The organism is Gelidibacter pelagius, from assembly GCF_017581925.1.
Taxonomy (GTDB): domain Bacteria; phylum Bacteroidota; class Bacteroidia; order Flavobacteriales; family Flavobacteriaceae; genus Gelidibacter; species Gelidibacter pelagius.
Window position 1 is genome coordinate 27,086 of sequence record NZ_JAGEVG010000019.1, and the last position, 24,743, is coordinate 51,828.

General features: G+C 37.7%; 18 protein-coding genes and 1 tRNA gene. 14 read left to right on the forward strand and 5 right to left on the reverse strand.

The annotated features are described in order from the left end of the window. Positions 1–139 precede the first annotated feature (139 nt). Both J4051_RS15150 and J4051_RS15155 read left to right on the forward strand, forming a co-directional pair. Positions 140–433, forward strand: coding sequence for a type II toxin-antitoxin system HigB family toxin (locus J4051_RS15150; RefSeq protein WP_027127091.1), 294 nt, complete (start codon positions 140–142; stop codon positions 431–433). A gap of 1 nt (position 434) precedes the next feature. Beyond that, positions 435–791, forward strand: a complete 357-nt coding sequence (locus J4051_RS15155; RefSeq protein ID WP_208234725.1) for a helix-turn-helix domain-containing protein — start codon at positions 435–437, stop codon at positions 789–791. Between the two features lie 324 nt (positions 792–1,115). Here J4051_RS15155 and J4051_RS15160 read toward each other — a convergent pair whose 3' ends face one another. Together J4051_RS15160 and J4051_RS15165 are read right to left on the reverse strand one after the other, a co-directional pair. Next, positions 1,116–2,480 (reverse strand): sensor histidine kinase, encoded by a 1,365-nt coding sequence (locus J4051_RS15160; RefSeq protein WP_208234726.1) that lies wholly within the window; start codon positions 2,478–2,480, stop codon positions 1,116–1,118. 98 nt (positions 2,481–2,578) lie between these two features. Then, complete coding sequence (locus tag J4051_RS15165; protein WP_208234727.1) at positions 2,579–3,265, reverse strand: response regulator transcription factor; 687 nt, start codon at positions 3,263–3,265, stop codon at positions 2,579–2,581. Positions 3,266–3,448: 183 nt separating this feature from the next. Between J4051_RS15165 and J4051_RS15170 the strand changes: the two genes are divergently transcribed. Beyond that, positions 3,449–4,774, forward strand: a complete 1,326-nt coding sequence (locus tag J4051_RS15170; protein WP_208234728.1) for an MATE family efflux transporter — start codon at positions 3,449–3,451, stop codon at positions 4,772–4,774. A 108-nt stretch (positions 4,775–4,882) separates the two neighbouring features. On the opposite strand, the gene J4051_RS15175 is transcribed toward J4051_RS15170, so the two are convergent. Further along, positions 4,883–4,958: transfer RNA gene (locus J4051_RS15175), tRNA-Phe, on the reverse strand. Between the two features lie 102 nt (positions 4,959–5,060). On the opposite strand from J4051_RS15175, the gene J4051_RS15180 reads away from it, so the two are divergent. The 6 genes from J4051_RS15180 (at position 5,061) to J4051_RS15205 (ending at position 13,098) form a co-directional block, all read left to right on the forward strand. Next, positions 5,061–5,789: a type III pantothenate kinase gene (locus J4051_RS15180; protein WP_208234729.1), complete on the forward strand. Its 729-nt coding sequence runs from the start codon at positions 5,061–5,063 to the stop codon at positions 5,787–5,789. After that, positions 5,789–7,096 (forward strand): hypothetical protein, encoded by a 1,308-nt coding sequence (locus tag J4051_RS15185; RefSeq protein ID WP_208234730.1) that lies wholly within the window; start codon positions 5,789–5,791, stop codon positions 7,094–7,096. The genes J4051_RS15180 and J4051_RS15185 overlap by 1 nt, the downstream gene beginning before the upstream one ends. A gap of 18 nt (positions 7,097–7,114) precedes the next feature. Further along, entirely contained in the window at positions 7,115–8,497 is a 1,383-nt protein-coding gene (locus J4051_RS15190) for a tetratricopeptide repeat protein (RefSeq protein ID WP_208234731.1), read from the forward strand. Beyond that, entirely contained in the window at positions 8,498–9,064 is a 567-nt protein-coding gene (gene lptC, locus J4051_RS15195; protein ID WP_208234732.1) for an LPS export ABC transporter periplasmic protein LptC, read from the forward strand. Positions 9,065–9,404: 340 nt separating this feature from the next. Further along, positions 9,405–10,694, forward strand: coding sequence for a hemolysin family protein (locus J4051_RS15200; RefSeq protein WP_208234733.1), 1,290 nt, complete (start codon positions 9,405–9,407; stop codon positions 10,692–10,694). 256 nt (positions 10,695–10,950) lie between these two features. Continuing rightward, the gene (locus J4051_RS15205) at positions 10,951–13,098 is read left to right on the forward strand and encodes a peptidylprolyl isomerase (protein ID WP_208234734.1); all 2,148 of its coding nucleotides are present in this window, start codon (positions 10,951–10,953) and stop codon (positions 13,096–13,098) included. Positions 13,099–13,898: 800 nt separating this feature from the next. On the opposite strand, the gene J4051_RS15210 is transcribed toward J4051_RS15205, so the two are convergent. Together J4051_RS15210 and J4051_RS15215 are read right to left on the reverse strand one after the other, a co-directional pair. Beyond that, positions 13,899–14,813 (reverse strand): GYDIA family GHMP kinase, encoded by a 915-nt coding sequence (locus J4051_RS15210; protein WP_208234735.1) that lies wholly within the window; start codon positions 14,811–14,813, stop codon positions 13,899–13,901. A gap of 54 nt (positions 14,814–14,867) precedes the next feature. After that, positions 14,868–16,199, reverse strand: coding sequence for a hydroxymethylglutaryl-CoA reductase, degradative (locus J4051_RS15215; RefSeq protein ID WP_208234736.1), 1,332 nt, complete (start codon positions 16,197–16,199; stop codon positions 14,868–14,870). Positions 16,200–16,345: 146 nt separating this feature from the next. On the opposite strand from J4051_RS15215, the gene J4051_RS15220 reads away from it, so the two are divergent. From J4051_RS15220 to J4051_RS15240, 5 genes are all read left to right on the forward strand, one after another. Continuing rightward, positions 16,346–18,514 (forward strand): S9 family peptidase, encoded by a 2,169-nt coding sequence (locus J4051_RS15220; protein WP_208234737.1) that lies wholly within the window; start codon positions 16,346–16,348, stop codon positions 18,512–18,514. A 12-nt stretch (positions 18,515–18,526) separates the two neighbouring features. Next, a complete protein-coding gene (locus tag J4051_RS15225; protein ID WP_208234738.1) occupies positions 18,527–20,110 on the forward strand; it encodes a peptide MFS transporter in 1,584 nt (527 codons plus the stop codon). Between the two features lie 291 nt (positions 20,111–20,401). Next, positions 20,402–22,234: a peptide MFS transporter gene (locus J4051_RS15230; protein ID WP_208234739.1), complete on the forward strand. Its 1,833-nt coding sequence runs from the start codon at positions 20,402–20,404 to the stop codon at positions 22,232–22,234. A 19-nt stretch (positions 22,235–22,253) separates the two neighbouring features. Continuing rightward, positions 22,254–24,041 (forward strand): peptide MFS transporter, encoded by a 1,788-nt coding sequence (locus J4051_RS15235; protein ID WP_208234740.1) that lies wholly within the window; start codon positions 22,254–22,256, stop codon positions 24,039–24,041. Between the two features lie 87 nt (positions 24,042–24,128). Further along, positions 24,129–24,677: a thioredoxin family protein gene (locus J4051_RS15240; protein ID WP_208234741.1), complete on the forward strand. Its 549-nt coding sequence runs from the start codon at positions 24,129–24,131 to the stop codon at positions 24,675–24,677. The last annotated feature ends 66 nt before the right edge of the window (positions 24,678–24,743 follow it).

Consider the following 24,743-nt stretch of genomic DNA (forward strand, 5'->3'; position numbering starts at 1 on the left):
TGTAAGTTGCAATATCGAATTTTCGTATATTGATTTTACAATTTACGGTTAGTTTTATTAGTTATCCATAATGCTAAAAACTCATTAAAAGTTATCGTTTTGGTAACTTTTTTTGTATGTTTGCTACAAATAGCTTGATGTGAAAATTTTTTCAAGAGGAACATTACGAGATTTTTGGGAAAAACATGGCAATTGCGAATTGCAATTGAAGACGTGGTATCGTGAAATCGAAAAATCAAATTGGTCATCCATTAATGACCTTAAATCGAATTATCCGAACGCAAGTATTTTGAAAGATAATCGAATTGTATTTAACATTAAAGGCAACGATTATCGACTGATTGTTAAATTCAATTTTGAGTATCAACTTGCGTGGATCCGTTTTATCGGAACGCACGCTGAATACGATAAAATTAACGCAAACGAAATTTAGGATGAAAATAAAACCGATTAGAAACGAAAAGGATTACCAAAATGCACTTGAGCGTTTGGAAGTCATCTTTGATGCAAAAAAAGGAACTGACAATGGAGACGAATTGGAAATCCTTGCCATCCTAATTGATAACTACGAAAATGAGAATTTTCCAATTGGAATGCCAGATCCTATTTCAGCCATTTCTTTTAGAATGGAGCAAATGGGCTTGAAACAAAAAGATTTAGTTGATATGATTGGGTTTAAAAGTCGAGTGAGCGAAATAATGAATAGAAAACGTAAATTGACTTTAGAAATGATTAGAAAATTGAACACCAATTTGAATATTCCGACAGAGGTATTAATACAAGATTATTAAACATCATTGCGAAAAGTTCAATGGGCAAAAAAGTACGATCTCTTTGTTTAAGTTGATTTTTAGACACGGATTACACGAATTACACAAATCCGCTCATTATTAAATGAATATACTTTTTAACCTGATTCTTAATGACACGAATTATAACAGACTTGTAGTCCGTATCGGGAGGACGGAGATAGTACTTTAGTCTGTAGTGGTCTTGCTTTTGAATGCTATTGAAACATACCGATTCCAGCAGTTTTTGGAATAAAAATGAAGTGTTCTGAAATCTTCACAATCTAAGTCTTGATTCTTGATTCTAACAGCGAAGCGGTCTTAATTCTAATTTGGAAAACTAACATAGAAATCCGTCCCTTCACCTAACTTAGAAGTCACTGAAATTGTCCCTTTATGCAGCAGGATTATTTTCTGGGTCAATGGTAACCCAATCCCGTTTCCATCGGCAAATTTCTGATTGTCGCCTCGATAGAATGGTTTGAAGATGTTTTTCAGATCAATTTCTGAAATCCCAATCCCATGATCTGAAAATTGCAGTTGGATGTTGTGGTCTTTAAAAAGAATGGATGCTTTTGAATGATGATCTTTCGAGAATTTACAGCCATTTTCAAAGAGATTTGCAAAAGCGACTTTTAAAAGATATTCATTCCCGTTGATGGAGATTTGCGCATCGTTTTCAAAATCGTTTTCAAAGTGAATGTCTATTTTATAATTTGGATTGGCTTGTTGCACTTGCTGTCTGGCATCCAATAAGACTTCGTCAATGCGTACAGATTTAAAAGATATTTCAGAAGGATCGTAACTCGCTTTTGCCATATCCAAAAGACTGTTGGAAAGCCGAACAATTTTTTTGGCATCTTTTAAACTGTTTTGGATGGCGAGTTTGTAATCTTCACTTTGCCGCTCTTTTCCAAGCGATAATTCCAACTCCGTAATGATTGCCGCTAAAGGCGTTCGGAGTTCATGTGAAATGTTCGAAACAAAATGTTTCTGGGCATCAAAGGATTGTTCCAGCCGATCCAACATCGCATTAAAAGTTTGTGCGAGTTCGGATAATTCATCTTTATTGTCCTTGGAAGGCAATCGTAAATCCAGATTTGTTGCGGTGATGTCCTGTGCTTTTTCGGTCATCTTACTAATCGGCTCAAACGCTTTTTTTGAAAAGAAAACCCCAGCGATATAAATAAATACAATGGAAATAACGAAAACAAAAATACTTGTTTTAAGCAAGCTGTTCAATTTGTTATAGCCGTATTGGTCATACGATGTAGCGGTAATGATATAGGTTTGGTCTTCAAACTCAAATCGCATTCCCACCACTTGCCAACCTTCTTGGTAGAATTTAATTTCGCCTTTTTTGTAGATGTCGTCAATCATCGGTTTGGTTTCTTTGACAAAGTCGATATCCACCGCATCATGGTACAACAAATTGAAATCCTGATCGTAGATAGCAACTTCAACTTCGTTTAAGATTTGCCGGTTGCTACGGTAGATATCCTGTAGGGTCTGTGGATTAACTTTTGCATTAAAAAACAAATTGGCTTTCGTGACTGCTTCTTTTTTAAGTAGTGTATAAAATTCACGTTCGCGACTTTCCTGAGTGGAATAATAAATGACAGCCGCAAACGCCAATAGAATGGTGGCAGTGATTACTGTAAATAATAAGGCGAGTCGTGTTCTGGTTTTCAAAATATTGATTAAAAATTTAAGACACTAATTTCACTAATTGTCACGAATCTATTCGCTTCTTTAATATGAAATACTATTCATTTCACGAATAATACCGACTATACATCTTCCCGTTTCAATACGAAACCCATTCCGGGTTTGGTGTGGATGAGTTTGTGTTCAAATTCTCGGTCTATTTTCCTGCGTAAATAATTGATATAGACATCGATAAAATTCGTGCCGGTATCAAAATGCGTATCCCAGACTTTTTCGGCAATTTCTATACGTGATAGCACACGCTCCGGATTTTGAAGCATATATTCCAACAGCTTGAATTCTTTCGGCGTTAAACTGATATCCTGGTCGTTACGCTTGACCATTTTTGTATGCAGATTCATTTCAAGATCGGCATAATTGAGAATGGTGATGGAATTGTTATTGCTGTTAGTCCGTCTGTTGAGCAACGCTCGGATTCGTGCTACAAGTTCGCGCATTTCAAAGGGTTTGACCAGATAATCATCTGCACCGGCATCAAAACCATCTACTTTATCATCGGTGGTGCCCAACGCGGTCAACATGATGATGGGCATATTCGGTTTGGATTGTCTAATAAATTTACACAAATCGATACCATCCATTTTTGGTAGGATAATATCCGTGATGATGAGGTCGTAATCATTTTGTAATGCCAATTTTTTACCTGAAACGCCATCATACGCCAAGGTTGGTATAAAGCCGTGTTCTTCCAGACCTCTTTGCAAAAGCTCGGCAACACGTAAATCGTCTTCAATAATTAAAATCCTCATAGATGCAAATTTACAAATTCATTGACGCTTTAACATGGGAACAAAATAATACTTATTTGATTGTAGTCATAGCATTTGATCGACTCAAAAAATCAAAATTCTTTAAAGTGTTTCCTAAAAAGTTAAGTAGGTTTGTTGAGGTTTAAATCGGATGCGATTTTTATTCACAACCATTATCTTTTAATGAAACAGAACAATTACCTCTATATCATCAAATTGGCAATCCCAATCATCATTGCCAATGCCTCCGTGCCCTTATTGGGGTTGGTAGATACTGCGGCGATAGGTCAAACCGCATCCGCTTCCGATTTAGGTGCAATTGCCCTTGCCGCACTGATTTTTAGTTTTGTGTATTGGGGGTTTGGTTTTCTTAGAATGGGAACCACTGGGTTTATCGCCCAAGCTTCAGGAGCTGAAGATAATGATGAGCTGCACGCTTTAGTATTCCGATCTGTTTTTCTCGGAGCAGCCATAGGTTTGGTGCTTGTTGTCTTGCAGAAATTAATTGGAGAGCTGTCGGTTTATTTACTGAGTGCAAGTGATGAAATCAAGGAATTGGTCAAAGATTATTTCTACATCCGAATTTGGGGTGCACCTGCAACCTTGATTACATTTTCATTATTGGGAACGCTCATCGGTATGGGGTGGACGAAGCGATTGCTATGGGTACAATTGTTTCTGAACGGTTTAAATATTGCGTTTAATGTCACTTTTGTCGTCGGATTTGGAATGGGAGTGAAGGGCATCGCACTCGGAACGGTCTTGGCAGAATGGCTAACTTTGTTTTTTGCAGGGTATATCTTGTTTAAAAGGCTTGAAATTAACCGACCTTGGGAACGGGTTCGGGAATTGAAAGCGCTCATTTTCGACATGCCTAAGTTAATCGCTTTATTTAAGGTGAATTCGGACATTATGATTCGCACTTTGGCATTACTGAGCGGCTTTGCTTGGTTTGCTAATCAAGGCGCAAAGTTTGGAGATCATACGCTTGCTGCCAATCACGTGTTGCTGCAATTTGTGACTTTATCAGCGTTCTTTTTGGATGGCTACGCGCACGTGGTGGAAATGCTGGCGGGAAAAGCTTTTGGCGCTAAAAACAAATCGCTTTTCATGCTTCAGGTTAAGCAATCAACGGTTTTGGCCGGTGGTACTGCGGTTTTGCTTGCGTTGATAGTATTTGTATCGAGCGATACCATTATTCCCTTATTGACTAAAGATCTTCAAGTGCAAACCATAGCCTCTAATTATAAGAATTATGCGGTGTTTTATATCTTGTTTTCTTTTATAGCGTTCCAGTTGGATGGTGTTTTTATTGGGGTGACCCGAAGTAAGGATATGCGTAATGCAACCCTGTTATCCATGGTCGCATTTATTGGTTTGGGAATGATATTGGTGCAGTATTATGGCAATACTGGTTTATGGGTATCGTTTATCTTTTATGTGGTGGTAAGAGGGTTTGCCTTGGGGCTTTATTATCCTGGGATTCTTAGGATGTTGGAAGTAAAATAAATTTATAAACATAGACGCAATGCATTGTTTTTTTGGCGGAGACGCAATGCATTGCGTCTCTGCCACCATTAAAAACCAAAAAACCCGAACAAATGTTCGGGTTTTTGATGGTGGTGCCTCCAGGAATCGAACCAGGGACACAAGGATTTTCAGTCCTTTGCTCTACCAACTGAGCTAAGGCACCAGTCGTTTAAAACGAGGTTGCAAATATAGAAGCATTTTTATTATTCGCAAAACTAAAAGATATAAAAATTGCTTTTGTAAATTTGCAGCTTATAATTAAGCTATGAATTTAATTGTTGATGTCGGCAACACGCTTGTCAAATTTGCTGTTTTTCAAGAAGATGAACTTGTGGAGAAAATTATTGTGGAGCTTTTTGAGTTTGGAAAAACACAAAAAAATATTTCAATAAATCATCCAAAAATCCAGAAATGCATCCTCGCATCGGTGGGAAAATTGTCAAAAGAGATGGTTTCTGAGCTCGAAAAACAATACAAAGTGCTCATTTTAGATTCTAATTTAAAATTTCCATTTCACAACCGCTATAAAACACCCACTACTTTGGGAGTAGATCGCATGGCGCTCGTTTCTGCGTCGGTAAATCAATATCCAAATGACAATGTATTGATAATTGATGCGGGTAGTTGTATTACTTACGACTTCATAACGCAACAAAATGAGTATTTAGGAGGTGCTATTTCTCCAGGAATCCGCTTGCGTTATAAGAGTTTGCATAATTTCACGGCAAATCTCCCGTTATTAGATACTGAAATCCCAGAAGCCCTCATTGGAGACAGCACTGTAGGTGCAATTCATTCTGGTGTGGTCAATGGAATAATCAAGGAAATTGATGGGGTAATTGATGAATATCTAGAGAAGTATTCAGATTTAACAGTTATTTTAACAGGAGGTGATGCCAATTTCTTGTCAAAGCAATTAAAAAATAGCATATTTGCCAACTCGAATTTTCTTTTAGAGGGTTTGAACTTTATTTTAGAATATAATACACACTAATGATAAAAAAACTTGTAATAGTTTTCATCGTCGTTTTCGCATTTCAGGCGCAAGCGCAAGACGGCTCAGCATCCCCTTATTCTTTTTACGGCATTGGAAGTCTAAAATTTAAAGGAACAGTAGAAAACAGGAGTATGGGAGGCCTAAGTTTCTTTACAGACAGCATCCACGTCAATTTACGTAATCCGTCCGGTTATGCAGGTAATAACCTTAAGATATGGAACAATGAAAGTAGACCTGTAAAATTCACGGTAGGCGGAAGTTCAAGTCACTTAAATTTAAAAACAGAGGAGGAGAGCCAAAAAGCGAACTCAACAACCTTTGATTATTTGGTTCTTGCTGTACCGATGGGTAAATTCGGATTGGGTTTCGGATTGATTCCTTACTCATCAGTAGGCTATAAATTGGAATCGTCCAATACAGCTGGCGACCTTGATCAACGTTTTAGAGGCGAAGGCGGAATGAACAAGGCATTTATAGGGTTGGGATATCAAATCACACCTAAATTAGGCATTGGTGTTGACGCGAGCTATAACTTCGGAAACATTCAAAATAGTGCGCTCCAGTTCAGATATCAAGATGGAGAGTCACTTCAATACCATTCTAAAGAGAATAATCGTTCTAATTTGAGCGGTATCAATCTTAACTTTGGAATGAATTATAAAACCATGATTACTGAAAAGCTCGAACTGACTACAGGATTGACCTTTATGCCAAAAAGTAAGATCAACTCTGATAATGAGCGCTACTTCTCTACGGTAGTTGTGGATCCTTTCTCAAATCAAGAATTAATAATAAACACTGTTGAAGCTGATTTGGACGGTCAAAATTTGAGAACAACAGATTTGACTTTGCCATCCCTGTTCTCTTTAGGTGCAGGTATTGGTAAACCGCAAAAATGGTTTGCAGGTGCCGAATATACCTTTCAGAAAACCAGCGAATTCGACAATCCTATTTTTACCATAGGAAATGCTGAATTTGTTGATGCCTCTACAATTGCAATTGGTGGATTTTATATTCCAGACTACAAATCGTTCTCAAATTACTGGAAACGAATTGTTTATAGGGCAGGTGTAAGGTTTGAGAACACGGGCCTTGAGATAAATAATCAAACGATTAATGAGTTTGGCATGTCTTTTGGGATTGGGTTACCGGTTGGAGCCGACTTCTTCTCAAATGCCAATATTGGTTTCGAGTTTGGTAAAAGGGGAACTACGAAAGCAAATTTAATTCAAGAAAACTTTATGAATTTGCAAATTAGTTTATCTTTAAACGATAGATGGTTCCAAAAACGAAAATATAATTAACAGAATAAATTTAATACGATGAAAACACGATTTACTTTATTACTTCTTGCTTTGTTCATGGGGTTCAATGTCAGTTTTGCTCAGCAAGATGAAGAATGCATGCTTAACTTGACATTAATGAGTGATTATGCGAAGAGCAAAAAATTTGACGAAGCTTATGAACCATTTATGAAGCTTCGTAACAAATGTCCTAAATTCAATTATGCCATTTATTTTTATGGTGATAGAATTCTAAAAGACAAAATTGAGAGAGCTTCTGGAGCTGAAAAAGTGAATTACATCAATGATCTGATGAAGGTGTGGGATGAAGGGATTGTAAATTTCCCAAATAAGTACACTGCTGGAGATATTCTGCAAGATAAAGCCTTGTTGAAATATGACCATAGAGAAGCTTTAGGCTTAAATAATAAACAGGTGTATGATGCTTTTGATAATCTTTATAAAAAGGAACCTGCAAGTTTTACCAATCCAAAAGGGTTATATGTTTATTTCTCTACTATAGTTGATATGCATGATGCTAAAGAGGTAGAGGTGTTGGATGTTTTTAATAAATATGACGATGTCACGGATAAAATCAATCAAGAGATTGATAACTACACTGAAAAGCTGAATCCACTTATTGAGAAAGAAGAAGATGGGACTGAATTAGATAAAAAAGAAGCACAGTATAAGAGACAATATGAAAACTACTTGGAGAACTATGCTAAGATCTCAGGGAGTATTGATAGCAAGCTTGGTATTTTGGCCAATTGTGAGGTGTTGGTTCCGTTGTATACAAGAGATTTTGAGAAGTTTAAAACTGATGCGGAATGGTTAAAACGTGCGGTAAGCAGAATGTATAATAAAGAATGTACGGATGATGCACTATACACCAAGTTGGTTAAGGCATATGATGAGTCATCACCTTCTGCGGATACAAAATTCTTTGTTTACAATTTGTTGATGAAACAAGGCAAGGAAAAAGAGGCAAAACCATATTTGGACCAATCGTATGATCTTGAAAAAGATCCATTGAAAAAATCAAGGTTGGCTATGCGTTTTGGCAATAGCTTGAAATCTCAAGGTAATTATGGTGCGGCCAGGAACTATTACCAAAGATCAGTGGAATTGAATCCATCAAATGGTAGAGCGCATATTGAAATTGCTCAAATGTATGCCGCCAGTGCAAACAATTGTGGAGACACTACGTTCAACAAAAGAGCAGTGTTCTGGTTGGCCGCTGCAGAAGCTAGAAAAGCAGGTAGAGTAGACGCCAATTTAAGATCGTATGCTGAAGGTTTAGCTGCGAATTACGAAGGAAAAGCACCTCAAAGATCTGATATTTTTACTGAGGGGAATAGCGGAGAAACCATAAGAATTGGATGCTGGATTGGGTTAAGTGTTACCGTTCCAAAAATATAAATGAACTATAAATCATCATATAATTTATTCTACATAGTCACAGCGTTTGCTGTGACTATGTTTTTTTCATGTAAAAATAACTTTAAGGAAGTACAGCAAATTGGCATTAAGCAAAATGAACCTATTGGTGTCGCTGAAAACATGAATCTTAAATACACTGATTCAGGGCGCTTGAAAGCCAATCTAATCAGTCCGAAAATGCTGGATTTCTCCAATAGGGAATTCTCTTATAACGAGTTCCCAGATGGCGTCACCCTTTATATATATGACGAACGGAATAAAAGAAGCACTATTGTTGCAGATTATGCGATATCGTATAATAATACAGACTTGATAGATTTAAGGGGCAACGTTCTTATAACGACAGAAACTAAGGATAGTATTTTTGCAGAACAGTTGTTTTATGATCAAAAACGCGATTGGGTGTTTTCAAATAAACCTGTAAGATATGTGTCGCCTACTAGTATAGTGACCGGAAACGCTTTCGATTCTAATCAGGATTTCAGTAGTTATGGCGTTAGTGAGGTGACAGGTGTACAGTACTTTGATGACGATGATTCGTTCTAATTCTGAAGGGGGTATATTGTCGATTCCTTAGACCTGTCGTTTCTGGTAGTTGATAAGTTTAATCCTGAAACTGATTATTTCTAAATGAACGAAAACTTCAAGTTCAGATAAATAATTGATTATCTTTGTCGCTAAATTAAAATGACCCATGAAAACGATTCATAAAGTTATTCAATACGCTTACTTATTCATCGCTGTGTTTTTTATATATGAGGCAGTGAGATTGTGGAATGTAGAGAACGGTAAAGCAATTATGCTATTGGTTTTCGCCCTTATGGCTGTCGGAATGTATTTCTTCAAAAAGCATTTCAGAAAAAAAATGAACAATAACCAGTAATTTATGGACAGTAATGCGCTTATCATTATTCTGTCACTTATTTTATCGGCTTTTTTTTCGGGTATGGAAATTGCCTATGTGTCGTCGAATAAGATTCACATAGAAATTGCCAAAAAGCAGAATGATTTCTTAGCCAAAACCCTCACAAAACTCACCGCAAAACCTTCCAAATTTATTGCCACAATGCTTATTGGTAATAATATTGCCTTGGTGGTGTATGGGTTTTTAATGGGCGACAAATTGGTGACATGGTTCAAAGAGATTTTGCCAACAGATTACGGTTTCTTGAATTATATGTTGCATGATTTGAGTCTGCTTACGCAAACCGTTATTTCCACATTATTGATATTGTTTACCGCCGAATTCCTTCCAAAAGTATTCTTTCAAATTTATGCGAATTCGCTCCTTAAAATATTGGCAGTGCCTGCTTACTTTTTTTATGGATTATTCTCTTGGGTTTCTGATCTCGTCATTTGGATTTCTAATATGATCCTCAAACGCTTCTTTAAAACAGGCAAGGAGGACGTGCAATTGGTAATGACCAAGGTGGAGTTGGGAAACTATATCAGCGAACAGATGGAGTCTGTAGAAGAACATGATGAGGTGGACAGTGAAATTCAGATTTTTCAGAATGCGCTTGATTTTTCTGAGGTAAAAGCCAGAGAAGTCATGTTGCCACGTACCGAGATTATTGCCGTAGATATTAGCGAACCGATTAAAAACTTGAAAGCTCTGTTCACATCTTCTGGCTTGTCCAAGATTTTGGTTTATAAAGATTCGGTGGATGATATTGTTGGATATGTTCATTCCTTTGAACTGTTCAAAAAGCCTAAAGACATCAAATCTGTAGTCAGAGGTGTGGAATTTGTACCAGAAACCATGTTGGTCAAGGATGTATTGAACGTACTTACCAAAAAGCGAAAAAGTATTTCCGTGGTCATTGATGAGTATGGTGGGACTTCAGGAATTATCACCGTAGAAGATATTATTGAGGAATTGTTTGGAGAGATAGAAGACGAACATGACACCATGGAATTGATCGAGGAGAAAATAGATGATGACAATTATAAGTTTTCAGCACGATTGGAAGTCGATTATATCAATGAAGTATATAAGTTAGACCTTCCTGAAGGAGAGAATTATGAAACTTTGGGCGGATTGATTGTTGATGAAACCGAAGAGATTCCACACGTAAATGACCAAATCCAAATAGAAAATTATCTTTTCACAATTTTAGAAGTCTCTACCACAAAGATTGATTTGGTGGCGTTAAAAGTTCTGGATGAGGATTAGGTTTTAGTCGGCAGTCTTCAGTTTAAAATTCAAGATTTTAAGTTTAAATTTCTTTATCAATCATCAATCATCAATCATCAATCAATAATTTTCTGCTACCCATCCCAAAAATGCCCTTTCTTTCAGATTAATGGCCTTTCATATCCCAACAATCACAAACTATTCAAGATTAATTTAATAAAATGGAGTTCTACTTTTATTATTTGATAGAAATTGGTATTTTCGCGCACTTATATTTTCTAACTTATACAATAAAATGGCAGTTTTAAATAAAATTAGGCAACGTTCTATTTTCCTCATTGTAATTATCGCATTAGCCTTATTCGCTTTTGTGCTTTCTGATTTGTTCCAAAACAGTAGTGCTTTTGGGGATACACAGGATACTATCGCTACTATTAATGGCAACGACATTAGTCGTGAGGATTTCATGAGTCGTGTTGACAACATGCAACGCCAAATGGGGCCTAGCAGTACTACAACACAAACCATGAACAGGGTTTGGGACCAGGAGTTAAGACGTGCTGTAATGGAGAATCAGTTTGAAGGATTGGGACTTTCTGTAGAAAAAGATCAAATGAGAAATCTTTTGAGAAACAATTTCGCAGAGTTTCCAGAATTCATGAATGAAGCCGGAATCTTCGACGAGAACAGATTGAATGAGTTTATAGCTAATTTAAAGGCCATCTCACCTGAGAGAGCTCAGCTTGGAAACTTCCAGATCAACTATTTTGAGTGGGTTAATAATGAAGCTGCTATTGCTGTTGGAGCACAAGAGCAAACCTATTTTAATCTCGTTAAAGCTGGTGTTGGTGCAACACTTGCTGAAGCAGAAGTGGAATATAATATGGAAAGTGCCAGTGTTGATGTGAAATTTGTAAATGTACCTTACGCTTCAATTTCAGACAGCTTGGTTAAGGTGTCCAAATCGGAAATTTCAGATTATATCAGTAAGCATAAAAAGAAATTTGAAGTTGAGGCTTCAAGAGATATTAATTTTGTTCTATTTCAAGAGTCTGCATCTTTAGATGATGAAAACGCGGTTAGAGATAATGTGGCTGCTCTATTAAATACGAGAGTGGAGTATAATGAAGTATCTAAATTGACTGATACTATCGTGGGTTTGAAAGCTACTAAGGATATAGAAGGTTTTATTAACTCAAACTCCGATGTGAAGTACACAAATAGTTTTGTGACGAAAACAAGTTTGCCAGATGTAGCCCAGGACAGTATTTTTAATCTAAGCGTAGGTCAGTATTATGGTCCTTACAAAGATAATGGCATGTTTAAAATCACTAAGGTGGTTGAAGAAAGGTTTATGCCAGACTCGGTTAAGTCAAGACATTTATTGATTCCATTTGTAGGGTCTCGTGCTGCAGATATGGAAACGACACAAACTGAGGAAGAAGCAAAAGCTACTGCGGATAGTTTGTTGAATATCATCAAAAGGGACCGTTCTAAGTTTGTCGATTTATTGGATTTCTCTATCGATAAAGTCAGTAATGAAAAAGAAGGTGTTTTAGATTGGTATGAGTACAATTCTATGGTGCCTGAATTTAGAGACTATACTTTTGAAAACAATAAAGGTGATATGGGTGTTGTGAAAACTGATTTTGGTTTTCACGTGATTGAAATCTTAGATCAAAAAGCTAAGAAGCGTATGGTTAAAGTGGCCACGCTCGCTCAAAAGATCGAACCTTCTGAAAAAACGATTGACGATGTGTTCAACAGAACTTCTAAGTTTGAAATTGCCCTTCAGAAAAATGACTTTCAAGACGTAGCCAAAGAAAATGATGTTCAGGTTAGACCTGTGAACAATATCAAGGAACTTGATGAGAATATTCCTGGATTGGGAAGCCAACGAACTATTGTACGTTGGGCTTTTGAAAAAGGAACGAAAGTTGGAGATTACAAGCGTTTTTCAATTCCAGGTGTTGGATATGCCGTTGTTCAGGTAACCGGTGTCAACAAAAAAGGATTGATGACTCCTGAGGCAGCCTCAGCGACTGTTATCCCTGAAATCAGGAAAGAGAAAAAAGCAAAGATGATCCGTGAAAAAATTTCTGGTTCCACTGTAGATGCAGTAGCGCAAAGTCAGAATATAGCAGCATCAACTGTAAACGGTATCAATATGAAAAACCCAACCTTATCAGGTGCTGGTTTGGAGCCTAAAGTAGTAGGTGTAGCTTTCGGTTTGAAAGAAGGCGAAACTTCTAAACTAATCGATGGTAATAAAGGCGTGTTTATGGTGGAAGTGACCAAGAAGACAGCCGCTCCAAAATTGGATAATTATCAAGCTATTGCCAACCGTTTGAACAGTTCACGATTGAATTCTGCACAGATTAGTTCTTATGAAGCCCTGAAAGAAGCAGCAGATATTGTTGACAATAGAGCTACGTTTTATTAGTAGTTTTTAAATACATATTACATATAATAAAAAGAGGTCTTAAAATATTAAGACCTCTTTTTGATTTTGTCCTATTTTTCTTCGTTGTTAGTTTGTTTCCTCCATGAAAGCTTAGTTCCTCTTTCTACTAGTTTGTTTAAGCTAGTGGCCGACACTGAGCACATTCAAAACAATTGCTCTTATTTTTTTAGTTACGAATTTCATGGATTACACAGATTTTTAGAAGTCTATAATTTTATTAAGTCGAAATTTTCACTAAATAGCGAGTTCAATGTTTTGTACAAGCAAAGGTTTATTAAATGGATAGGGTTTTTTGTGTAATTGATTTTTCGTAAATCGTAAATTTTCCATCGTAAATCCAAAAAATTCAATTCGTTTGGAATTTCCATTGAGTCTGTTTTGTGGAACTTAGTGTCAGAGCTTATCAATCATCAAAATTATGGTTATTGTAAAGAATCTGATTGTGATTGTCTGATTTTCTGATTCAAATCAAAACCGCTTTAGAAATTAAAACTGTGAGAAATATTTCAAGTGAATTGCAAGGAGAGGGCGAGCATTATTATTATTATTATTATTATTATTATTACTCAGTGAATATCTATTGGTGTTTTATGCTTCATTGTTATTTCACAAAACTCACAAAGAAGTCACAAAAGACACAAAGAAGACTTTCATAAAATATTTCTGGAGACTTGGGGTAATGGCCCATATTTATAATCCAGATTTACAATAAACCTCGAGTATTCAGTGTTTCACGGTTTTAGTCTTAATATTTAAATTTTAAATCTTGATTCCCTTTCTTACAATGCCATATCTACATAAGGAATGATAATATCGAACCCTCGCTCCTTAAAATAGGCCTCAGGTTGATCTTCAGACGCTGCCAATACGAAATCACCGCCCCAAGCACCAAGGCTTTTAATGCTGCCTTTAAAGTCTCTAAACAGACTTTCTTTGACCGGTTGCTGCTTAATTATTTTTGAGATAATGCTTTCATGGCATTGCATTAAAAACTGAAAGGCCTCTAAACTCGTGCAGCTAAGCATATCGTTGGTAATGGCGTTGATTTCAGAAAGTGCCTGATTGGTATTGTTTTTATTTTGTTGGTAGGTTGCAATCCCATCTCTACTGTTCTGCTTTTTGTTGAGAAAAACAAAATATAAGTGTTCTTTGAATGCTGGATTAAAATTTCTTTCAATAACCGTTCTTCCATTTTGCTCAAGCTGATAGGTAATGGGCACATTGTGCATGGCACATGCAATGTCATACCCGCTACCACCAAAGGTGTCCTCCAGCAATTTATAGGGATCAATTGTTGCCCATTGTGCTATATTATTGATCAAAGTAGAGGAGGTTCCAAGTCCCCAGTTTCTTGGAAAGTCCAGTTGGGTCTTTACTTTCAATCCCGTTTCTCCCATTAAGAAAATTGGATTTTGATTTTTTGTAGCCTTTAGAATTTGCAACAACCGATTCGCAATAGAATCATCAACTGCTTTTGCAGATTGAAACCCATGATGTTTGAGAATCTCAGTTTCAAACCATAATTTTCCGTCAGCGTCAAAACTTTCCCACTTTACAAGCGACTCTTCAAAAGGTTCTACCGTAAGCGATTGTCCGTATTTGGTTGGAATGGCCAAAGCAAGTGCACCATCAAGAACAAGATATTCTCCCGTAATCAGTAGTTTTCCGTTGCTATAAAATTTTTGAGGATTCAATTTTTGATCGTTGGATTTTTAAATTTGGTATTTGATACGTGGTATTTTGATTATTTAGGATTCGTTGCTTAACAATCTCAAGTTGCTCAAAGCTGCTTCAACCGCACTATGGGTTACGGTATTGTTTTTAAAATGCGCGACCATTTTCTCCTTTTCGGTGATGGTAGCATTGAGTTGATTAAGCATATTCATCAAGTGCATCTTCATGTGGCCTTCTTGAATTCCTGTGGTGGTCAAGGAGCGTATAGCGGCGAAGTTCTGTGCCAAGCCGGCTGCGGCTACAATTTGCATCAACTCTTTGGCCGATGGGTGCCCCAGCATCTCCAAGGCCACTTTTACCAAAGGATGTAAATTGGTCAATCCACCTACAGTACCAAGGGCTAAAGGAATTTCCATCCAAAACTTAAACACGCCATCTTTTATTTCAGCATGAGACAAACTACTATAATTCCCATGTCTTGCCGCGTAAGCATGTACTCCAGCTTCTACAGCTCTAAAGTCATTGCCCGTGGCAAGAACAACCGCATCAATACCATTCATGATGCCTTTGTTGTGTGTGACAGCTCTGTAGGGCTCTATTTCAGCAATCTTAATGGCTTGTACAAATTTGTGGGCAAATTCTTGTGACCCTTCTGATGAATTTTGAATCAGATCATCAACAGGACATGACACCTCGACCTTTACCAAACAATCGGGTACATAGTTGGACAAAATACTCATCACTATTTGGATATGTCTTTCTGCCTCTGAAAAATCCTCAAAATGAAGTGCTTCAGTTCTAAAGGTTTTTGCAAACTGTTCCAAGCATGAGTTGATGAAATTGGCGCCCATGGCATCCAACGTTTCAAAGGTGGCATGAAGCTGATAATAATCCTTTAAATCTTTAGTTTTGTCCTTTAGCTCAATATCCAGAATGCCGCCACCACGTTTTTCCATGCTTTTAGTGATTTGCTGGGTGTCTTCAATGAGTTTAGGTTTTACGGTTGCAAAGAACTTTTGAAGCTTGTCTAGACTTCCGTTGTACATAAAATGGACTTGGCCAATTTTTGTGGTTGAAATGACTTCCGTTTTAAATCCACCACGATCCAACCAAAACTTGGCAGCATTACTCGCCGCGGCCACAACTGAGCTTTCTTCAATGGCCATGGGAATGGTATATAGTTTACCATTGATTAAAAAGTTGGGTGCGACCCCAAAAGGCAAATAGTAATTGGTGATGGTGTTTTCGATAAACTCATCATGAAGCTGTTGTAGCTTTTGATCGGTATTCCAATATTGTTTAATGGCTTGTTTTGCGGCATCTGAATCTTTAAAATAAGTGGCGGTAATCCATTCAATTTTGTCTAATTTGGATAGTTTTGAGAAGCCGTTAATTGGTTTACGCATAAGGTGTGTTTATAAATGCAAAGATACTATTCTTGCCATGAATATAAAGTCACAAATTTTAGCTTTGCGCTTTTAACTATTAAAGGTTAGTGTTTTTGCATTATTTTTACTAAACTTGACAGCATTTTATCAAAACAAATCCCTTAATGAAGTATTTGAAAAGTTCCTTGTTAGTCTGTCTTTTGGTAACTGTTTTAACCTCAGCCCAAAACAAGGAGATCACCCTCGATGCCATCTGGAATGGCACCTTTAGAACCGAAGGAATGCAGTCTTTGCATTCAATGAATAACGGAAAACAGTACGCCGTTTTAAATTTTGAACAAGGTTCGACAGCAATAGATGTCTACGATTATAAAACCTTGTCAAAAGTTGAGACTTTGGTGAATTCATCAGATTTGGATGCCGTAAAGTACTTTTCTGATTACACTTTTAGTGCAGACGAAAGTAAAATCGTTTTGGCCACTGAGGTTGAACCCATCTTCCGCCGCTCGACTTTAGGGATATTCTACGTTTATGACCTCAAAACGAAATCATTGGTTAAGATTGCCGATGAAAAAATACAGGAACCAACCTTATCTCCAGATGGAAAGAAGGTAGCCTATGGGTTTAATAACAATCTTTACATCAAAGATTTTGAGAGCAACCAAACCACTCAGATTACTTTTGATGGAGAGAAGAATAAAATCATCAACGGTATTACGGATTGGGTTTACGAAGAAGAATTTGCTTTTGTCCGCGCCTTTGAATGGAATGCCGATGGCAGCTATTTAGCGTTCATCCGTTTTGATGAGACCGAAGTGCCAGAGTTTTCAATGGACGTGTATGGACAGGGGTTATATCCTGAACAAGAAGTTTTCAAATATCCGAAAGCAGGTGAAGCCAATGCGCTTGTCTCGCTTCATATTTACGATTTGAAATCGAGAAAGATTAATGATGTGAAGCTGTCAAAGCCTTATTCGGATTTTTATATTCCTCGTATTGAATGGACCAATGACGCCAACGTACTTAGTGCGCAATACACCAACAGACATCAAAACGAACTTGATTTATGGATGATCAGCGCCAATGACATGAGTTCTAAATTGGTACTTGCAGAAAAAGATAAAGCTTACATCGATGTGACTGATAATCTGACTTTTTTAAAGGATAACAGTTTTATTTGGACTTCAGAAGCCGATGGCTACAATCATATCTATCATTATTCGAAAGACGGCAAATTGATCAACCAGGTGACCAAAGGGCCATGGGAAGTGACCAATTACTATGGTTTTGACGAAAAGAACAATACGGTATTTTATCAATCTGTAGAAAACGGTTCCATTAATAGGGATGTCTACTCCATTAGTATTAACGGGAAGAGCAAAAAGCGCCTCACTCAAAATGAAGGTACCAACTCAGCCGATTTTAGTGCAGATTTTACCTACTTCATTAATACATTTTCAAGTGCAACCAAGGCTCCGGAATACACCTTGCATACCGCAAAAGACGGAAAATTGGTTAAGGTAATCAAAGAGAATTCTGCTTTAGAGAAGAATTTGGAAGCCTATGATCTCCCAAAAAAGGAGTTCAGCACCATAGCCGTTAACGGTAACGACTTGAATATGTGGATGATCAAGCCAACCGATTTTGATGCCTCCAAAACTTATCCTTTATTTATGTTCCAATACTCTGGGCCAGGTTCTCAATCTGTTAAGAACTCATGGAATAACGCCAATGATTATTGGTATTACTTTTTAGCTCAAAAAGGATATATCGTTGCGTGTGTAGATGGCAGAGGAACCGGATTTAAAGGAGCCGATTTCAAAAAAGTGACGCAGAATGAATTGGGCAAATATGAAGTTGAAGATCAAATCCAAGCAGCAAAACAATTAGGCGCTCTGAATTATATCGATCAAAACCGAATGGGTATTTGGGGATGGAGTTACGGCGGATTCATGAGCAGCAACGCATTATTTAAAGGTAATGATGTCTTTAAAATGGCCATTGCGGTAGCACCGGTAACCAGCTGGAGATATTACGACACGATCTATACGGAACGTTATATGACCACACCTCAGGAAAATCCTTCAGGTTACGATGACAACTCTCCAATATTTCATGTGGACAAATTGAAAGGAAATTTCTTATTGATCCATGGATCAGCCGATGATAACGTCCATGTTCAAAATACCATGCAGATGGTAGAAGCGTTAATACAGGCCAATAAACAGTTTGAATGGATGATATATCCAGATAAAAATCACGGTATTTACGGTGGGAATACCCGACTGCATTTATACACCAAAATGACTAACTATATTAAAGATAACCTATAAAAATTAGATTTTATGAGTCAAGAGAAAGATCTCGGATTAATCACGCATCTTGCCAAACGTGGTATAGATGACAAAATGGTAATGGGGCATCCAGCAGGATTGTTCGTGTTGTTTTTCACTGAAATGTGGGAGCGTTTTAGTTATTATGGAATGCGTGCGTTGCTCGTTATATTTTTGGTTAGTCAGGTGGCTGATGGAGGATGGGAATGGTCCCGATCAGAAGCCATGAATCTCTTTGGACTTTATACCATGTTGGTTTATTTTACACCGTTGTTAGGTGGCATTATAGCCGATAGATTTACGGGGTTTAGAAAAGCAATAGTTTGGGGTGCCGTTATTATGACATTGGGACATGCTTCCATGGCACTTGAAACGATCAATCCTAATTTTTTCTACATCGGTCTAGGTCTGATGATTTTAGGAAATGGGATGTTTAAACCTAATATTTCCTCTATGGTAGGTCAATTATACCCCGACAACAGTACTAAAAAAGATGCTGGATACACCATTTTTTATATGGGTATTAACGCTGGGGCGTTCTTAGGCATGTTGTTGTGCGGCTATATCGGAGAGAAAGTAGGTTGGCATTACGGTTTCGGTTTGGCTGGAGTATTCATGATGTTTGGTGGACTACAATTTTATTTTGCCACTAAGTTATTTGGAGTTGTAGGGGAATCACCAAAGGAACATAAGGAATCAGTTAAAACAGGTGTTGAAGAAGAAGAAGAGGAAATACTTCCAAAAAATGTTGTTAGGGATCGTTTGATTGTTGTGGGAGTGTTGATGTTTTTTAGCATCTTCTTCTTCCTTTCCTTCGAACAGGCTGGAGGATCCATGAGCATTTTTGCACTTGATTATACCCAACGCGTTCTGCCAGGAGATGCTGGAACGATATTTATGTGGGTTGATACTATATTAACATTATTTCCCTTGGTTATAGTGACTTACGTTTTGTGGTCATTAGGCAAGAAGATTTATTCTAAATATCCTACCACAATAATTTTCACCGCCATTTCGTTTTTAATTGTTTGGGGTCTTGGACTTTGGAAAATTGGACGTGAATTCAATGCTATTGAAACAGAAGTTACAGCTTCTTGGTTCCAAATTTTGAATTCATTCTTCATTATTACTTTAGCTTCGATTTTTAGTAAAATGTGGGAAAAAGTATGGAATCCACCAGGGCCGGTCAAATTTGCACTGGGCTTGATCTTGGTTGGAGTTGGATTTGCTGTTTTGGCTTACGGTGCCAAGGATATTCCACAAGGAGCACAAACAGCTTCGGTAAGTATGATTTGGTTAATCGCAGCTTATTTTTTCCATACTACTGGAGAGTTGTGTCTGTCGCCCGTTGGTTTGTCTTATGTAAGTAAGCTTTCACCTAAAAAATTCGTAGGACTGATTTTCGGACTTTGGTTTACAGCTTCTGGAATTGCAAATGGCTTGGCAGGTTTTGGCGGCGGGTTGATTGATAGGATTGCTGAAGAGCACTCCCTGTCCTATTTCTTTGGAATATTTGCAGTAATGCCAGCTGCAGCAGGTTTCGTTCTGATATTGATTTCGCCAATTTTGAAGAAAATGATGCACGGAATTCATTAGTCTTGATCTTATAAGCCATAAATCAATGTGAAAAATACTGTGTTAATCGATCTTGGATTGAAGAACAATTAGGGCTTTATAAAAAAGTAACGATAAAAACCGGATGGAGTTTTTCTTATAAAGCAAGCAATGAGAATTGCTTGTTTTAATGAATATAAATGGATGTTGACCTATTTCATGGATGTTCAATGGAGGTTCATTTGAAACTATAAAATGTAGATTATTTGTGATATTGGCAGATTCACAATAATTAATACACTATTTTTAAAATCTAAAATAATCTAAAATCTTATGTCAACAACCGTATCTCAACCCAGAAATCGCAAAGAAATCTTTGGGCATCCAGCAGGTCTTTTTATATTATTTTTCACTGAAATGTGGGAGCGCTTCTCATACTACGGGATGCGAGGGATTTTGGTACTGTATATAGCTACTTCTGCCACGGCAATTGATCCAGGATTGGGTTGGAGCAACAAGGATGCTATTTGGCTCTATGGCTGGTACACCATGCTGGTTTATGTGGCTTCCATTCCTGGAGGTTGGATTGCCGATAAATTTTTAGGACAAAAGAAAACAGTGCTCTTGGGAGGGCTATTACTTTGTTTTGGTCATGGTATTCTGGCAATTCCACAAGACTGGGCTTTTTTCACAGGTCTTATCCTAATTATATTGGGTGTTGGCGGATTAAAACCTAACATCTCAACCATGGTGGGTGGCCTATACCAAGAAGGCGATATTAGACGCGATAGCGGATTTACAATTTTTTATATAGGCATTAATATTGGTGCTTTCCTTGCCAGTATTACCGTAGGGTTTGTAGCCTATTATTACGGATGGCATTATGGGTTTGGTCTTGCAGGTATCGGAATGCTGATTGGTCAAATCGTCTTTGTTTGGGGTCAGAAATTCCTTAAAGGTGTTGGAGAGTTTTCTGGGGGTGAATCGGCAAGCGAGGCAGAAAAAATAGCCAGAAAGAAACCGCTAAGTAAAATAGAGAAAGATCGTGTTATCGTATTGCTTATTTCATTTTTGATTGTCATTGTTTTTTGGGGTGCCTTTGAGCAAGCTGGAGGTTTGATGAATCTTTATACCGATTCTAAAGTTGACCGTACTGTTGGCTTGAGCTGGTTGGAAGAAATTCCTGCTGCCGTATTCCAATCTCTGAACGCAGGGTATATTATCATCTTCGGAACCCTCGTAGGTGGTTTTTGGATTTGGTGGAAAAAGAAAGGAAGAGAATCCTCGTCCTTATTTAAAATGGCTATTGGAACGATTATTATGGGCTTAGGATTTGTCTTTATGATGTTCGCCTCAAAAGAAGCAAGTGCTGAAGCTTTTGGAAAAGCCGCCATGTTCTGGATCTTTTTGGCATACCTATTCCATACGATTGGCGAACTATGTACCTCTCCGGTTTCTTTATCGTTTATCACCAAATTGGCCCCTCTCAAATATGCATCGATCATGATGGGTGTATATTTTGCAGCAACCGGTTTTGGAAATAGATTGGCGGGAAGTATCGGTTCGTCTTCGCAATTGGAACCGTTTCAAGGAGAAATGATTGTAAGCAAACAGGAGGTTATACCGTTTGTTTCTAAGGATTCCATGAAAATAAGAAATGCGCAAAAGAAAATCGTCACCATTTATGATTACCCGATCAATGAGGATAAGAATTTCAGTATCAAAGCAGAAGTTTTTGCTGAAAATGATAAAGTCATTTACAAAGATGTAAAAAGTGGAGCAACGTTAAATGATCTTTTTGAATTGTCACAGAAAGCTGATGCCAATACCAACGAATTATTGACAACACTTAAAGAAGATGGGATTACCGCTTCTAATCCTTACCATGCCCGATTGGTTTTTGAAAAAGATAAGGACAAGGCGCAGAATTTGGAGAATAAAGGAGACGGGAAAGATTATGGAGTGTCCTTTGTTTTAGAAGAAGATCAAAGTGCACAAGAGTATGCCACGTTTATGTGGTTGACAATTTTTACGGTAGCCTTTGGTCTACTTTTGATTGTGTTCTTGAAAAAGCTTAAGAAATTGACGCATGGTGCAGAAGATCATGAACACGAAATCAAGGACAATGAACCTTTTGAACTTGCAGACCCTGACATTAATAACTAATTATTTTGAGTAGCGTATTATGAACACTGACATTGAAAACCTCTTTAAAGACACCGTTCTTGGGCATCCAATAGGCCTATTTATTCTCTTTTTCACAGAAATGTGGGAACGCTTCTCTTTCTACGGAATGCGAATCCTTTTGATCTTGTTTTTAACCGCGCCTTTAGTGAGTGATAATCCGGGTTGGGATTGGCCGCGTGAGCATGCCCTTTCATTAATTGGCACCTATGCATCACTTTTATATTTAACACCCATCATTGGAGGTTGGATAGCGGATAAGTGGACGGGTTACCGTATGGCCGTAGTTATTGGCTGTATCATTATGACGCTTGGTCACGCCGCAATGGCGCTTGAAACTACCATGTCATTTTATTTGGGTTTGGCCTTATTGGTACTCGGAACAGGATTTTTTAAGCCAAATATCACGTCGATAATCTCGGAGATGTACAAAACCAGAGAATCCAAAAAAGACGGCGCCTACACCATTTTCTATATGGGTGTCAATGCTGGAGCTTTCTTTGGAATGATGCTTTGTGGGTACTTAGCTGAAAATTACGGATGGGCCTACGGATTTGGACTTGCAGGGATTTTTATGTTATTGGGGATGTTACAGTTTCTATTGGCTCATAAAATATTTGGAAAAATTGGCGCAGCACCATCAAAGAAAATAGATGTGGTATTCCATGAAGGTGAAGATGTCACTGATCCGGAAGTTATTAAGGAGGAAGTCGAAGTTGCCTCAAAATTGAACCCATTTATTACATTTGACAAAATACTTATTGCATTATCATCGGTTGGGGGACTCATCTATCTTTTTAATGATCCAATCGAGAAAATCGGTGGAAGCACAATGTTGCCTTTTGAGTTCATGGGGATGAGTGGTTCAAATGTGGTCGTAATTGCCGCACTTGTACTTTTCCTAATATTGCTAATCATGCGGATTTCGCGCTATATTCCTATTGTTAGAGATCGTCTGGTTGCTGTTTCCATTTTCGCACTCTTCACAGTCTTCTTTTTTGCATTCTTTGAGCAATCCCTTGGATCAATGACTTTGTTTGCAAGTGACTATACCAATCGTGATTTAACTGGAAATACAGCGACTATCTTTAAGATTGTTGACGGATTATTGACCACCATTCCGCTCATCATCATTACTTATGTTATTTTCTTGATTTTCAAAAAGACCTTTACAAAAATCGGGGCATCAAATATTGTGTTGGCTATCGCCTTCCTTGGCTTATGGATCCTTGTAATTTACCGTATTTACGACAAGTCTTTCTCTGAAGAATTGAAAGTTGATGCCACTTGGTTCGGAATCTTAAACTCATTCTTTATTATTACATTGGCACCCATTTTTTCAAAATGGTGGGAAAGCAAATATAATCCGAGTGCGGCTATGAAGTATGCTCTAGGTTTGGTGTTGTTGGGTGTTGGATTTGCAGTTTTGGCTTACGGCGCATCAGATATTCCATCGGGAGCACAAACAGCTTCCGTAAGCATGATTTTCCTAATATTGGCCTACCTGTTCCATACTATGGGCGAGCTTTGTCTATCACCACTAGGATTGTCGTATTTAAGTAAATTAGTGCCAGCGCGTATGATCGGTTTCATGTTCGGGGTTTGGTATTTGGCAATTGCTGTTGGCCAAAAACTTGCGAACACTATGGGCGGTATGATTGATAAGATCTCCGCTGAGTATTCTTTGGGAACCTTCTTTTTGATTTTCGCTGTCATTCCTATTGCCGTTGGTTTTGTATCCATGGTGTTGAATCCAGTTCTCAAAAAACTGATGCACGGGGTGAGATAATTGAAGAATTTGTTAAATAAACGTCAAATGCTCCAACTTTGGAGCATTTTTTGTAGTTTCCACTTAGATTTGCAAAAAATGAATAAAATGAAGAAGTTAGTATTTATAGGGGTCTTGACATTGTTAATGTCCTTTAGTGGTATCGCGCAACAAATTAACTGGGTGACTTTTGAAGAGGCATTGGAGCTCCAAAAAAAGAAACCTAAAAAAATCATGATGGACGTTTATACCAATTGGTGCGGCCCATGTAAGATGTTGGATAGAAATACCTTTCAAAATCCTGATGTTGCCAAATATGTGAACGCTAATTATTATGCCGTAAAATTTGATGGCGAGGGTAATGAGGTTGTCAAATACAAAGGGAAGACCTACGCCAATAAGGACTATAAGCCAGAAATGGCCAGCCGTCGGAACAGTGTACACGATTTAACCTATGCGTTTCAAGTAAATGCCTATCCAACGATCATGTTTTTTGATGAAAAAGGCGATATTATTACGCCCGTCAGAGGCTATCAAAATCCGCAGCAACTGGAATTGTACCTTAAAATGTTCCTGAACGACAAACATAAAGAGATGAAAACTCAAGAAGATTTCAATGCCTACCATACCGCTTTTAAACCTGAGTTTAAGGGATAGGTACGCGATTGCTGGCGAGCTGTTAAGGCCTAGTTCTCATTAGGAAATTATATCCTACTTGATCTT